Source organism: Rhodococcus sp. 05-339-2 (assembly GCF_002258965.1).
Taxonomy (GTDB): Bacteria; Actinomycetota; Actinomycetes; order Mycobacteriales; family Mycobacteriaceae; genus Rhodococcoides.
Map to the genome: position 1 here is coordinate 172,146 of NZ_NOYW01000021.1, position 13,052 is coordinate 185,197.

General features: G+C 65.4%; 11 protein-coding genes and 1 pseudogene. 5 read left to right on the forward strand and 7 right to left on the reverse strand.

The window, feature by feature from the left end; genetic code table 11:
- Nucleotides 1-70: 70 nt before the first annotated feature.
- The 4 genes and pseudogenes from CH273_RS25175 to CH273_RS25185 all read right to left on the reverse strand — a co-directional run bounded on the left by CH273_RS25175 (nt 71) and on the right by CH273_RS25185 (nt 4,630).
- Nucleotides 71-469: an ectoine synthase gene (locus CH273_RS25175; RefSeq protein WP_032394579.1), complete on the reverse strand. Its 399-nt coding sequence runs from the start codon at nt 467-469 to the stop codon at nt 71-73.
- Between the two features lie 40 nt (nt 470-509).
- Nucleotides 510-1,787 (reverse strand): diaminobutyrate--2-oxoglutarate transaminase, encoded by a 1,278-nt coding sequence (ectB, locus tag CH273_RS25180; protein WP_032394770.1) that lies wholly within the window; start codon nt 1,785-1,787, stop codon nt 510-512.
- 48 nt (nt 1,788-1,835) lie between these two features.
- Nucleotides 1,836-2,450: pseudogene (gene ectA / locus CH273_RS28320) on the reverse strand (diaminobutyrate acetyltransferase); the annotation flags it as partial.
- A 62-nt stretch (nt 2,451-2,512) separates the two neighbouring features.
- A complete protein-coding gene (locus tag CH273_RS25185) occupies nt 2,513-4,630 on the reverse strand; it encodes a RecQ family ATP-dependent DNA helicase (protein ID WP_032394769.1) in 2,118 nt (705 codons plus the stop codon).
- Nucleotides 4,631-4,737: 107 nt separating this feature from the next.
- On the opposite strand from CH273_RS25185, the gene crcB (CH273_RS25190) reads away from it, so the two are divergent.
- Both crcB (CH273_RS25190) and crcB (CH273_RS25195) read left to right on the forward strand, forming a co-directional pair.
- Nucleotides 4,738-5,157 (forward strand): fluoride efflux transporter CrcB, encoded by a 420-nt coding sequence (gene crcB, locus CH273_RS25190; protein WP_045199560.1) that lies wholly within the window; start codon nt 4,738-4,740, stop codon nt 5,155-5,157.
- Nucleotides 5,154-5,525 (forward strand): fluoride efflux transporter CrcB, encoded by a 372-nt coding sequence (gene crcB, locus CH273_RS25195; protein WP_032394577.1) that lies wholly within the window; start codon nt 5,154-5,156, stop codon nt 5,523-5,525. Before crcB (CH273_RS25190) ends, crcB (CH273_RS25195) begins: the two co-directional genes overlap by 4 nt.
- Before the next feature lie 37 nt (nt 5,526-5,562).
- Here the strand turns inward: crcB (CH273_RS25195) and CH273_RS25200 are convergent, their stop codons facing one another.
- The 3 genes from CH273_RS25200 to CH273_RS25210 are packed head-to-tail and all read right to left on the reverse strand — an operon-like array spanning nt 5,563 to nt 7,301.
- Nucleotides 5,563-5,967 carry a VOC family protein gene (locus CH273_RS25200; protein ID WP_032394576.1) on the reverse strand — a complete coding sequence of 135 codons (405 nt, stop codon included), beginning with the start codon at nt 5,965-5,967 and terminating at the stop codon, nt 5,563-5,565.
- A gap of 9 nt (nt 5,968-5,976) precedes the next feature.
- The gene (locus CH273_RS25205; RefSeq protein WP_032394575.1) at nt 5,977-6,432 is read right to left on the reverse strand and encodes a helix-turn-helix transcriptional regulator; all 456 of its coding nucleotides are present in this window, start codon (nt 6,430-6,432) and stop codon (nt 5,977-5,979) included.
- Nucleotides 6,429-7,301 (reverse strand): ribokinase, encoded by an 873-nt coding sequence (locus CH273_RS25210; protein ID WP_032394768.1) that lies wholly within the window; start codon nt 7,299-7,301, stop codon nt 6,429-6,431. Before CH273_RS25210 ends, CH273_RS25205 begins: the two co-directional genes overlap by 4 nt.
- A gap of 94 nt (nt 7,302-7,395) precedes the next feature.
- On the opposite strand from CH273_RS25210, the gene CH273_RS25215 reads away from it, so the two are divergent.
- The 3 genes from CH273_RS25215 to CH273_RS25225 are packed head-to-tail and all read left to right on the forward strand — an operon-like array spanning nt 7,396 to nt 13,042.
- Nucleotides 7,396-8,661 carry an aspartate aminotransferase family protein gene (locus CH273_RS25215; protein ID WP_032394574.1) on the forward strand — a complete coding sequence of 422 codons (1,266 nt, stop codon included), beginning with the start codon at nt 7,396-7,398 and terminating at the stop codon, nt 8,659-8,661.
- Complete coding sequence (locus CH273_RS25220) at nt 8,658-11,570, forward strand: FAD-binding and (Fe-S)-binding domain-containing protein (RefSeq protein ID WP_094638086.1); 2,913 nt, start codon at nt 8,658-8,660, stop codon at nt 11,568-11,570. The genes CH273_RS25215 and CH273_RS25220 overlap by 4 nt, the downstream gene beginning before the upstream one ends.
- Nucleotides 11,567-13,042 (forward strand): NAD-dependent succinate-semialdehyde dehydrogenase, encoded by a 1,476-nt coding sequence (locus tag CH273_RS25225; RefSeq protein WP_032394573.1) that lies wholly within the window; start codon nt 11,567-11,569, stop codon nt 13,040-13,042. The genes CH273_RS25220 and CH273_RS25225 overlap by 4 nt, the downstream gene beginning before the upstream one ends.
- Nucleotides 13,043-13,052: the final 10 nt, after the last annotated feature.

The following is a 13,052-nucleotide window of genomic DNA, read 5'->3' on the forward strand; positions in this document are numbered from 1 at the left end:
ACCGTATAGACGCCTACGGCCCGCACCCGACGCGGAAGCGTCGGTGCGGGCCGTCAGGGACGTACTGGTGCTACGCGGGTACCTCGACGAGGGGGTACACGCCGTTCTCGTCGTGCGTCTCGTTGCCGACGACCGGGGGATTGAATACGCACAGCATGCGCATCGTGGTACGCGGCTCGACGGTGTGGCGCTCGTGTCCGTTGAGCAGGTACATCGATCCCGCACCGAGCTCGTAGGTCTCTCCGGTCTCGCGGTCGGTGAGCGTTCCCTCGCCCTCGATCAGCCAGACGGCCTCGACGTGGTTGGCGTAGTGGAAGTTGTTCACCGTGCCGGCCTGAATCGTGGTCTCGTGGAACGAGAATCCGACCTTGTCGCCGCCGAGAATGATTCTCTTGCTGCGCCAGTTGCCGTCTTCGCTCTCGATGTCGCGATCGGTACCGGTGATCTCCTGGGTGGTGCGAACGATCATGCGATGTCCTCCTTCGATGTCGGTTGCTGCGGACGGACGGTCAGGAAAGCACCTTGGCGACGGCGCTCTCGATGACGTCCAGACCGCGGTCCAGCTCGTCGATCGTCGTGGTCAACGGTGGGAGCAGCTTGACGACTTCGTCCTTCGGTCCTGCCGTCTCCACGAGCAGATGCTCGTCGTAGCAGAGCTGTGAGACCTTGCCGGCCAACTCGGCGTCGTCGAACACCAGTGCCTGGACCATGCCGCGGCCGCGAGTGGAGATGCCGTCGAACTTTGCGCAGAGCTTGATGAAACGATCCTGGATGTGCTCGCCCTTGGCGAGGATCTCCTTCTCGAAGCTGTCATCGGACCAGTAGTGGTCGATGGCGGCCTTCGCCGTGACGAACGAGGGGTTGAAGCCGCGGAAGGTGCCGTTGTGCTCGCCCGGTGACCACACGTCCAGCTCGGGCTTGAACAGGGTCAGTGCCAGCGGCATGCCGTAACCGCCGATGGACTTGGACAGCGTGACGATGTCCGGGGTGATGCCGGCTTCCTCGAACGAGAAGAACTGTCCGGTGCGACCGCAGCCCATCTGGACGTCGTCGACGATCAGCAGGATCTCGCGACGCGAGCACAGCTCGGCCAACGCGCGCAGCCATTCGGGGCGCGCCACGTTGATGCCGCCCTCACCCTGGATGGTTTCCACGATCACTGCGGCCGGGCGGTTGAACCCGCTGCCCGAGTCGTCGAGTACGCGCTCGAACCACTGGAAGTCCTCGGTGACTCCTCCGAAGTAGTTGTCGTACGGCATTGGAGTGGTGTGCACCAACGGAATTCCGGCGCCGGCACGCTTCATCGAGTTGCCGGTGACCGACAGCGCGCCGAGTGTCATGCCGTGGAATGCGTTGGTGAAGTTGATGATCGCCTCACGCCCGGTGACCTTGCGTGCCAACTTCAGGGCCGCCTCGACGGTGTTGGTGCCCGTCGGTCCGGGGAACTGAACCTTGTAGTCCAGGCCGCGGGGGTCGAGGATGTTCTTCTTGAACGACTCGAGGAATTCGCGCTTGGCGACCGTGGACATGTCCAGTCCGTGGGTGATGCCGTCGCTGGTGATGTAGTCCACCAACGCACCCTTGATCATGTCGTTGTTGTGGCCGTAGTTCAGTGCGCCTGCGCCACCGAAGAAGTCGAGGTAGTCGTTGCCGTCCTCATCGGTGATCACCGAGTTCTTCGCGGTGGAGAACACGGCGGGCCACTGGCGGCTGTAGCTCCGCACTCCGGACTCGACGGTCTCGAACACATCGGGCTTCTCTGTTGTGACGGTGTTCTTTTCGGTCATGTTCTGCTTGTTCCTTTCGTAATTCCGCGATGCGTCGGGGCCTACGGTGTAGAGCTCCTCCGCTTCGTGGCTATCAGGGAAATCGTTGGGCGCGAACAAATCCGACTTGACGATGTCGGTGCCTCGCTTACGTGCGAGGCTCGTGAAGGTTGCGATGGACGCTTCGTTGTCCGGGCTGATCGTCGTTTCCAGATGCGTGATGCCCTGTGGCTCGAGGCGGTCGAGCAGCTCCATCAGCATGCGACCGGCAAGTCCTTTGCCACGCTGGTCCGCATCCACGGCGACCTGCCACACGAACAGTGTGCGGGGGGCGTCCTGGCGGATGTATCCGGTGACGAAACCGACTGCGCGGCCGTCGATATCGGATACGACGGTGGTGGCCGCGAAGTCACGGCACCACAACACGTACGAGTAGCTGGAATTGAGATCCAGAACTCGCGAATCTCTTGCGATCTCCCAGAGCCGGACTCCGTCGGAGATCTGTGGCTTACGAAACTTCACTGCGTCCGGCGCAGTGAGCGGGGTACCTCTCAGCAATGCGGGCTTCATGGGAAATACAAACGTAACAAGGTCGCCGAGGCATATCGAGTGAGTCCGCAGATCGACCCCCGAAACGGACATGCTTCCCCTGGTTAACCACCGATTGTGATGGTGGTCACACATTCCTGACCCAGCTGGCTGTACCCAGCGCTGCAGAAATCAAACCATGCAATTTCGACCGGTCGTCATTTCGGTGTTGCGAGAGCGAACGGCAACACCGCCGAGGCGCCCGCTGACGTCAAGGCCGACGCCGCACAGGTGAACGTCCACCCCGTGTCGGTGACCAGATCGATCAACAGGATCGGTCCCGTCACGGACGATACGTCCGGAACGTCCCACGAGTCCACCAGCCCGGCGACCCGAAAGGCCGAATTGGCGGCCGACACGGGTGGATGACCTGCCCTGACCTGCATCACCCCGAGATCCTCCAATTTGCCGACCGATGCCAATCGCGCGGCGATCGACCGCACCAGGAGCGGGTGGGTAGGGGAGTCGAGAGCCAGAACGGCAGTGGGCCGCTGCTTCCAATCCCAGTTGGCGAGCACGGTGATGCACGCCTTCTCCAGTGCATCGGTGGCCGGAGCGTCGGGCGCATCGAGCAGGGCACGCAGTCGGCTGCCCCAGCCCAGGTCGGTGAGCCGGCCCAGTACGCGCCCGGGTTCGTGGGGGTCGGAGATCTTGCCCGAGAGCGAGACACCGAGCTTCTTCATACCGCTGGGCCACTGCTTTCTGGGCTGCAGGTCGATGCCCGGCCGATCCAGTCGTGCCCTCGCCGAATCGACCGAGGCCGCATCCACCGAGGCGGACAGGTGCTCACCGGTGCAGTTGTCGCACCGCCCGCATCGGTCGGACTCACTACCGGGTGCGCCCAGGTCCGGGTCGTCGAGCTGTCTCCGCAAGAACTCCATCCGGCAGCCGTCGGTGCCCTGGTAGTCGATCATGGCCTGCTGTTCGCGGTCCCTGGCCTGCTCGAGACGCTCGTAGCGGGACGCGTCGTACGTCCATTGCTCCCCGGTCGCCATCCAGCCGCCACGAACGCGTCTGACCGCGCCGTCGACGTCGAGGACCTTCAGTACCATCTCGAGCCTGCTGCGGTTCAGCTCGACCAGCGGCTCCAGTGCCTGCGTCGACTGAGCCTTCTCGGTGTTCAATGCATCGATGACCTGCCGCACCAGATGTTCGCGGGGGAAGGCGACCGAGGCGAAGTAGCTCCAGATCTGCCGATCCTCGTGGCCGGGAAGCAGCACCACATCGGCTCGTTCCGTGGCGCGACCGGCACGCCCGACCTGCTGGTAGTACGAAATCGGAGACGACGGTGCCCCCATGTGCACCACGAAACCGAGGTCGGGCTTGTCGAAGCCCATGCCCAATGCGGACGTGGCGACCAGGGCCTTGACTCGGTTGGCCAGCAGGTCACCTTCGAGCGACTCGCGTTCGGTCGGGTCCGTCTGACCGGTGTACGAGGCCACGACGTGCCCCTGATCGGTCAGCAGCGCCGCCAGGTCCTTGGCCGCCGACACCGTCAGGGTGTAGATGATTCCCGAACCGGGCAGCGTCTTCAGATGATCGCCGAGCCACGCCGCCCGTTCGGTGGCATTGTCGATCTGCACCACGGCCATGCGCAGAGAGTCGCGTGCGAGCCCGCCGCGCAGGACGAGTGTGTCTCCGCCGCCGACACCCAACTGCGCCGCGACGTCGTCCACCACGCGGTCGTTCGCCGTCGCCGTGGTCGCGAGTACGGGGATACCGTCGCGCAACTCGGCGATCAGAGTTCTGATTCGTCGGTAGTCGGGTCGAAAGTCGTGGCCCCAATCGGAGACGCAGTGAGCTTCGTCGACCACGACGAGGCCCGCATCCCCGGCCAGGGACGGCAGTACCTGATCGCGGAAATCGGGATTGTTCAATCGCTCCGGACTGACCAGCAGCACGTCGAGTTCACCGGAGTTGACCTGCTGATGAATGTCGTCCCATTCGGTCATGTTGCCGGAGTTGATGGTGGCGGCGCGCACGCCAGCCCGCTCGGCGGAGGCAACCTGGTTGCGCATCAGCGCCAACAGCGGAGAGACGATGACCGTCGGACCCAGGCCCTGCGCGCGCAGCAGCTTCGCCGCGATGAAGTAGACCGCCGACTTGCCCCAACCGGTCCGCTGCACCACCAGCGCCCGCCGCCGATGCACCACGAGGGCCTCGATGGCCGTCCACTGGTCTTCGCGCAGCACTGCATCGGGGCCGGCGAGTTCGCGCAACAGTTCCTCGGCGCTCTCGCGCAAGTTCCCGGTCGTGGGCTCCGTGGTCGTTGTCATAGGCTCCATCGTGCAGTAGGCATCCGACATCAAACACGGGCCGGTCGGAAACGGTCGGACCGAGCAGCCCGAAAGGATCATCGGTGGTCGATCCCGATTCCGATTCGATGCCGGCCGACCAGGGACCCGTGCACCGTCACCTGTGGGCACTGGCAGTGGTGTTCGTCGGCGGAGCGGCGGGTACGGCAGTCCGCTACGTGATCGAGGAGCAGCTCCCGCATTCGGCATCGCAGTGGCCGACGGCGACCTTCGGCATCAACATCGCCGGTGCATTCGTGCTCGGCCTTCTGCTCGAGTCACTGGTTCGCGGTGGGCCCGATGCGGGAAATCGGCGCAGGCTGAGGTTGCTGGCAGGTACCGGGTTCTGCGGTGCGTTCACCACGTACAGCACCTTCGCCCTCGAGACGGTCGAAGGGTTCCGGAGTGGGTTCACCGGGGTGGCCGTGGCCTACGCCGTGGTCAGCGTGATTGTCGGCATACTCGCCGCCTGGGCCGGAATCGCACTGGCAGGCAGAGTGGTTCGATGATCGCGCTGTGGATCGCAGTGGCCGGCGGGCTGGGGGCAGTCGTTCGCTTCGTCGTCGATGCGGAAGTGAAGTCACGTCTCGCGGCACGGACGAGCCTTCCGTGGGCGACACTCGGCATCAACGTGTCCGGGTCGTTCCTGCTGGGGGTGCTGGCCGGATGGGTGATGTTCCGAGCCGGCTCGACCGACGTCCAAGCCGTCATCGGCACCGGGTTCTGCGGCGGGTACACCACGTTCAGCACGGCGAGTGTCGAGACCGTCCGGTTGCTACAGCAAGGGCGTCGACGCGATGCCGCAGTCAACGCAATCGTCTCGCTGCTGGCGTCCGTCCTCGCATGCGGCGGTGGTCTGGCCCTCGCGTCGATGTGAGGTCGGAAACCATGATGGTTCGTTCCGCGGGCTCCACTCACGCCTGACTGACGCGAACCATGTTCCCGGCGGGATCGCGGAATGCCGCGTCGCGCGCTCCCCACGGCTGACTGGTCGGTTCCTGCAGAATTTCGGCAGTGCCTGCCGCGCGTATCTTCTCGAACGCTGCATCGAGGTCGTCTGCGCGGAACCACAAACCTGGCAATTCACCCTTGGCGAGCAGCGCAGCGATCTGATCGCCGAGCTCCTGGGACCGTCCCGCATGCGGCTGTGACAGTACGATCGCAATTTCGGGTTGATCGGCGGTGGACAGGGTTATCCACCGGAAGCCGTCATTCACCACCTCGTTCTTCACCTCGAGTCCGAGGGTGTCGCGATAGAAGGCCAGAGAGGCATCGGGGTCGTCGGTGTAGATGTGGCCGTGGCTCAGGGAAAGTGTCATGTCGCAAGGCTAGGACGCGTCGGTCGACATCGCTTCTTCGATTCTGCTCGATTGCGCGGAGATCGCGGTCCGTATCGGTCGGCCCATCGCCAGGGACACGCAACTCGGCATCCCCTGGCTGTCGCTGTGATCACGGGCGCGGTACGCGCTGGGTGTCTCACCGACGATCTCGGTGAAGCGGGAGCTGAAGGATCCGAGACTGGTACAGCCCACTGCGAAGCAGGCCTCGGTAACGCTGACATCTCCGCGGCGCAGCAGGGCCTTGGCGCGCTCGATTCGGCGGGTCATCAGATGTGCGTACGGCGTCTCACCGTAGGCCTCGCGGAAACGGCGACTGAAGTGCGCGGTGGACATCGATGCCGTGCGGGCCAGAGCGGGAACGTCGAGTGGCTCGGCGAATTCGCGATCCATTCGGTCGCGCGCGCGGCGCAGACGTCGGAGTTCGTCGAGGTCGGGGGTGTTCATCCAGTGGCCGCATCTCGCAGTGCGTCGATGTCCTCGCGAGTACCCGAGGACGTGCTCGCACCCGGCCTCGTCGCGGCGAAAGATCCTGCAACGCAGGCCCATTCGACTGCCTTGCGCGGGCCGTCGAACCAGGACGCAGCCAGTGCTCCGGCGAATGCGTCGCCGGCCCCGGTGGTGTCGACGGCGTCGACGCGCGGAGCAGGGACCTCGAACGATTCCGAGCCGCGGTACCGAGCGCCTCGGGCACCGAGTGTGGTGATCACGTGCGTCACCTCGTTCAGCCGGTTTCCGAGTCGGCTTTCCTCGGCTTCGTTGACCACGAGCACGTCGGTTGCCGCCACCAGGGCGTCGGGCAGATCCTGAACCGGTGACGGGTTCAGCATCGTCACCACACCGCGAGAGCGTGCGTACTCGAATGCGGTCACCACGGTGGCGAGGGGAATCTCCAACTGACACAGGAGAATGTCGGCGTCGGAGATGACGGTCAGGTCGTCGTCGGTGAGGTCGCGAACGCGTTCGTTGGCCCCGGGGACCACGACGATGTTGTTCTCGGCGTGATCGTCGACGGTGATGGCGGCGATGCCGCTCGAACCTGCTGTGGTGCGCAGCGCGCGGTCGTCGACTCCCGCGCTCGACAGGGTCCGGCGCAGTGTCTCCCCGAACTCGTCGTCTCCGACCGCTCCGATGAACGACACAGGAACGCCGGCTTTGGCGGCGGCGATGGCCTGATTGGAGCCCTTGCCGCCCGGCGAGGTGGTGAACGATGTGCCCAGCACGGTTTCGCCGGGTTCGGGCAGGGACGGTGCCCGGGTGATCAGATCCATGTTGATGCTGCCGAGCACGGCGATGCGAGGGTTCGAAGCGGGCACCGACGAACTGTATCGCTCGGGCGGATGCACCCGTCCCTGAACTGCCAATTGCAGATTGTTGACAATCCTAATTCCGTGGGTGACGATGGCAGCCATGACAGCGTCGACTCGCACCCACCTCAGCCCGGCACTCAAGCAGGCGACCCCGATCGTCGTCGATCACGGAAAGGGCAGCTGGATCATCGGCACGGACGGGCGCAAGTACCTCGACTTCACCACCGGTATCGGCGTCACCAGCACCGGGCACTGCCATCCCCGCGTGGTCGAGGCCGCCCGCGAGCAGGTGGGCAAGATCATCCACGCTCAGTACACGACAGTCATGCATCAGCCGCTGCTGGCGCTGACCGACAAGCTCGGCGAGGTACTACCGCCCGGTCTCGACAGCGTCTTCTACGCCAACTCCGGCTCCGAGGCCGTCGAGGCATCGATTCGGTTGGCGCGCATGGCGACCGGACGGCCCAACATCATCGCGTTCCACGGAGGGTTCCACGGACGCACGGTGGCGGCCGCGTCGTTGACCACCGCGGGCACCAAGTTTCGGTCCGGATTCTCACCGATCATGGGCGGTGTGCACATCGCGCCGTTCCCGTACGCGTTCCGATACGGCTGGGACATGGACACCGCCGTCGCCTTCGCGTTGAAGGAACTCGACTACCTGCTGATGACGATGTCGAGCCCCGCCGACACCGCTGCGTTCATCATCGAGCCGGTACTCGGTGACGGCGGTTATCTGCCCACGCCTCCGGAGTTTCTCGAGGGCCTGCGCGAACGTGCGGACACCCACGGGATCGTCCTCATCGTCGACGAGGTGCAAGCGGGGGTCGGCCGTACCGGGAAATTCTGGGGTCATCAGCACTCGTCGATCACTCCCGACATCGTCATCACCGCGAAAGGTCTGGCCAGCGGATTTCCGATCTCGGCGATCGCGGCATCGACCGAGTTGATGAGCAAGGCCTGGCCCGGATCGCAGGGCGGCACGTACGGCGGCAATGCCGTCGCCGCTGCGGCGGGTGTCGCGACGCTCGACGTCGTGCGTGAGGAAGGTCTGGTCGCCAACGCTGCCGCGCAGGGCCGAGTTCTGCTCGACGGCCTGCTCGCACTGAAGTCCGAGCACTCTGCAATCGGTGATGCACGTGGACTCGGCTTGATGCAGGCACTCGAATTCGTCGACAGCGCAGGCAATCCCGATGCTGCGGCCGCTCTGCGCGTACAACAGGGCGCGATCGACGAGGGGTTGTTGCTGCTCACCTGTGGCGCGCTCGGCAACGTGGTCCGGATCATCCCGGCGCTGATCGTGAGCGACGACGAAATGCGGCAGGGCCTCGACGCGTTGTCGCGCACACTGAAGAACGTGCTGTGACGGCTGCTTCCGTTCGGTCCCCGGTTCCTGCACTCGTGCAGGAAGTACGCGAACTGGGCATCGAGATCGACGACTCGGATCGGCGGCTCGCCGAGTACTCCTACGACGCCTCGAACTACCGAATTCCACCTGCCGCCGTTGTGTTTCCGCGCAATGCCGATGACGTGTCCACCGTGGTTTCGCGGTGCGCCGCTGCCGGAATCGCGGTCATCGGCCGAGGCGGCGGAACGTCCATGGCGGGCAACGCGATCGGTCGCGGCATCGTGCTCGATTTCTCTCGCCACATGAATCGCGTGATCTCGGTGGACACCGACTCGCGAACGGCGGTGGTGGAACCGGGAATCGTCATCTCGGAGTTGCAGCGAGAGTTGGTGGCGCGCACAGCCGGGGAATTCACGTTCGCCCCCGACCCGTCCAGCAAGACACGCGCGACGGTCGGCGGGGCGGTCGGCAACGACGCATGCGGTAATCATTCGGTGCGCTACGGACGAACAGCGGACCACACGGTGGCGATGGACGTGGTCACCGCCGACGGGCACCTGCTTCGAGTGACTCGTAGCGGTGTGGCGGCAGTGCATTCGCAGGATTCCGCGGCAACCGAGGCGGCCGAACGTATCTCGCGTGAGCTGCAGTCGCTGGCGGCGGACAACCTCGCCCTGTTCAGAGTCGAGCTGGGCCGCATACCGCGACAGGTCTCCGGATTTCACCTGTCGCATCTGCTGCCCGAGAACGGGTTCGACGTCGCTCGTGCACTCGTCGGAAGCGAGGGCACCTGCGCGGTGATCGTCTCGGTCACCGTCGCCGTCGTGCCCGTACCGCGGGCCGCGCTGTTGCTCTGCCTGGGCTACGACGACGTGGTGGCCGCCGCGGCCGACGTGACGGCCATTCTCGAGTTCTCGCCTGCCGCGGTGGAGGGTATCGACGACAACATCGCCCGGACGATGGAGTACCGCCGCGGACCGGACTCCGTCCGCGGTCTGCCCGCGGGAAACGCCTGGCTCTACGTCGACCTCGACGGTGCCGATACCGTCGAAGTGGAGAACAAGGCCGCCCGTCTGCTCGAGGCGCTCGGTCTTCTCGGCCGCGTCAAGGAGGGCCGCATCGTCACCGACCCTGCCGATCGAACAGCGCTGTGGCGAGTACGTGAGGACGGCGCGGGGCTCGCGACCCGCCTGGCCGGCGGAGCCGAGTCCTGGGGCGGCTGGGAGGACGCCGCCGTCGCACCCGAGAACCTGTCCGCCTATCTCGCCGACCTCAACGTGCTTCTGGCCGAACACGATCTGACGGGGGTGATGTACGGACACTTCGGTGCCGGCTGCATGCACGTGCGCATCACGTTCGATCAGCGCACCGACGCCGGACGACGAGTGATGAACGACTTCCTGCGCGCCGCCGCGCGGGTGGTGGTCGAGCACGGCGGCAGCCTGTCCGGTGAGCACGGCGACGGCAGGGCACGCTCGGAACTGCTGCCGGTGATGTACTCGCCCCGCATGCTCGACGCGTTCGCACGATTCAAGCGCATCTGGGATCCCGGCGGCATCCTCAACCCGGGGTCGATCACCGATCCGGAACCGATGATGGACAACCTGATGCTGCAGGGCATCCCACAGCGGGAATGGAAGACGACCTTCGATCTGCACCAGATCGGGACGCGGGCAGACCTGGATCCCTTCGTACACGCAACTCAGTCGTGTGTCGGTGTCGGTAAATGCCGCACAGCGTCCGGAGGCGTCATGTGCCCCAGTTTCCGCGCCACGGGCGACGAGAAGGATTCGACGCGGGGTCGAGCACGAGTGCTGCAGGAGATGGTGCGCAGTTCGCCGACAGTTGCCGACGGATGGGCCTCGAAGGACGTGGCCGAATCGCTCGATCTGTGTCTGTCCTGCAAGGCCTGTTCGTCGGATTGTCCTGTCGGAGTGGACATGGCGACGTACAAGTCCGAGTTCCTCGATCATCACTACGCGGGGCGACTGCGGCCGCTCTCGCATTATTCGCTTGGCTGGTTGCCCCGCTGGCTGAAGGTGACGAAGAGAACGGCACCGTTGCTCAACCGTCTGCTCACCCCGCGCATCGCAGCACTGGCGGCTCGGCTCGGTGGGCTGACCACCGAGCGGCCGTTGCCACGATTCGCATCGGCGAAGGAACTGGCGCGAGAAGTCCGGCTCGGCGGCGGCCGCGACGCGGACGTCGTGTTGGTCGTCGACACCTTCACTCAGGGTTTTCGTCCCGAGGTCGCGGGCGCGGCTCAGCGCGTGCTCGAGGACTCGGGCCGCAGCACCGAATGCCGGACCGACGTGTGCTGTGGTCTGACCTGGATCTCGACGGGCCAGCTGAAGGCCGCCCGAGCGCACCTCACGAAAGCCGTTGCAGCACTGGACGACGGCACCGACCGGCCCATCGTCGTCACCGAACCGAGCTGCGCGGCGGCGTTCCGCAAGGACATGCCGGAGTTGGTTCCCACCCCGGCCGCGAGACGAGTCGCGGCGCGAGTACAGAGTTTCGCGGGCGCGGTGATCGATCAGGCCGCGGCCGGGTGGGTGCCCACGGCGGAGATTCCCGACTCGGTGACCGTACAGACCCACTGCCACGAATATGCGGTGTTCGGCAACGCCACCCAGCGCACGGCATTGGCCTCCGTCGGTATCGACGCGGTGCGGGAGGCCACCGGATGCTGCGGCGTGGCAGGCAATTTCGGCTTCGAGTCTCGGCACTTCGAGCTGAGCATGGCGGTCGCCGAGCAGGCCCTCGCGCCGGCGCTCCGTGACGCCGAGCCGGACACTCCGATTCTGACCGACGGATTCTCCTGCCACATGCAGGTGCGTCAACTCACCGGTGACCTGACCGGTGACGCGTCCGTACACCTGGCGCAGATACTCGATCCACGTTCGACGAAAGGACCGCGGCCATGACCGCCAGTTCGACCACCAGCCTCACGCGTCCCACGATCACGGCTCCGACCGACCTGTTCATCGCAGGCACGTGGACCGCCGCAGCGTCGGACGCCCGGTTCGATGTCATCGATCCCGCCAGCGGTGAGGTCATCGCCAGCGTCGCCGACGGCGGCATCGCCGATGCCGAGAACGCCATGGCCGCAGCGGTCGCCGCCGCCGCCGACTGGGCCGCGACGCCGCCGCGTGCACGTAGCGAAATCCTCCGCGCGGCATACGAACTGATCTTGGCGCGGTCGGAGGAGCTCGCTGCGATCATCACCGCGGAAATGGGAAAGCCACTGGCCGATGCGCGGGGTGAGGTGGCGTACGGTGCCGAGTTCTTCCGCTGGTTCTCCGAGGAGGCGGTGCGCATCTCGGGCGATCACACCCTCACCGGAGACGGCAAGAACCGCATCGTGGTCACCCGAGCACCCGTCGGACCGTGCATTCTCGTCACTCCGTGGAACTTCCCATTGGCCATGGGAACTCGCAAGATCGGCCCTGCATTGGCGGCAGGATGCACCGTGGTGTTCAAGCCGGCCGAGCAAACTCCGTTGACGGCACTGGCCCTGGCCGAAATCCTGCGCGACGCCGGTGTTCCGGCGGGAGTGGTCAATGTCGTGACCACCACCGACGCGTCGGGTGTCGTGGGCTCGTGGATGAGCAGCGGTTCGGCCCGCAAGATCAGCTTCACCGGGTCGACGGCGGTGGGCAAGATCCTGCTCGAACAAGCTGCATCGACGGTGATGCGCACCTCGATGGAGCTCGGTGGCAACGCACCCTTCATCGTCATGGACGACGCCGATCTCACGCGCGCCGTCGACGGTGCGATGGTCGCCAAGATGCGCAACATGGGTGAGGCGTGCACCGCCGCCAACCGATTCTTCGTACACCGCAGTGTCACAGCGCAGTTCGCGGACGCGCTCGCCGAGCGGATGGGTGCACTGTCGGTCGGGGCCGGAAGTACACCCGGAACCGAGGTGGGTCCACTGATCGACGACGCGGGCCGCACCAAGGTGCAGACACTGGTCGACGACGCCCTCGGGCGCGGCGCACGTGCGATCGTCGGGGGAGTGGCCCCGGACGGACCCGGCTACTTCTACCCACCGACCGTCCTCACGGACGTCGACGCGGCGTCGGATCTGATGTCACAGGAAATCTTCGGGCCGGTGGCAGCAATCGTCCCGTTCGACACCGAGGACGAGGTGATCGCCCTCGCCAACGACACCGAATGGGGACTCGTCGGATACGTCTTCACCCAGGACATCGACCGTGCTCTTCGGATGGGTGAGCGCCTCGAGGTGGGCATGGTCGGCCTCAACACGGGGCTGGTGTCCAATCCGGCTGCGCCGTTCGGTGGCGTCAAACAGTCCGGACTCGGCCGCGAGGGCGGAAAAGTCGGCATAGACGAATTTCTGGAGTACAAATATTTCGCCATTCCCCGAGGCTGAGAGAGGTTTT

Bases quoted from the DNA above. Each gene is read 5' to 3' on its own strand.
- CH273_RS25175 (WP_032394579.1), bottom strand. From the start codon at position 469: ATGATCGTTCGCACCACCCAGGAGATCACCGGTACCGATCGCGACATC.
- ectB (WP_032394770.1), bottom strand. From the start codon at position 1,787: ATGACCGAAAAGAACACCGTCACAACAGAGAAGCCCGATGTGTTCGAG.
- CH273_RS25185 (WP_032394769.1), bottom strand. From the start codon at position 4,630: ATGACAACGACCACGGAGCCCACGACCGGGAACTTGCGCGAGAGCGCC.
- crcB (WP_045199560.1), top strand. From the start codon at position 4,738: ATGCCGGCCGACCAGGGACCCGTGCACCGTCACCTGTGGGCACTGGCA.
- crcB (WP_032394577.1), top strand. From the start codon at position 5,154: ATGATCGCGCTGTGGATCGCAGTGGCCGGCGGGCTGGGGGCAGTCGTT.
- CH273_RS25200 (WP_032394576.1), bottom strand. From the start codon at position 5,967: ATGACACTTTCCCTGAGCCACGGCCACATCTACACCGACGACCCCGAT.
- CH273_RS25205 (WP_032394575.1), bottom strand. From the start codon at position 6,432: ATGAACACCCCCGACCTCGACGAACTCCGACGTCTGCGCCGCGCGCGC.
- CH273_RS25215 (WP_032394574.1), top strand. From the start codon at position 7,396: ATGACAGCGTCGACTCGCACCCACCTCAGCCCGGCACTCAAGCAGGCG.
- CH273_RS25225 (WP_032394573.1), top strand. From the start codon at position 11,567: ATGACCGCCAGTTCGACCACCAGCCTCACGCGTCCCACGATCACGGCT.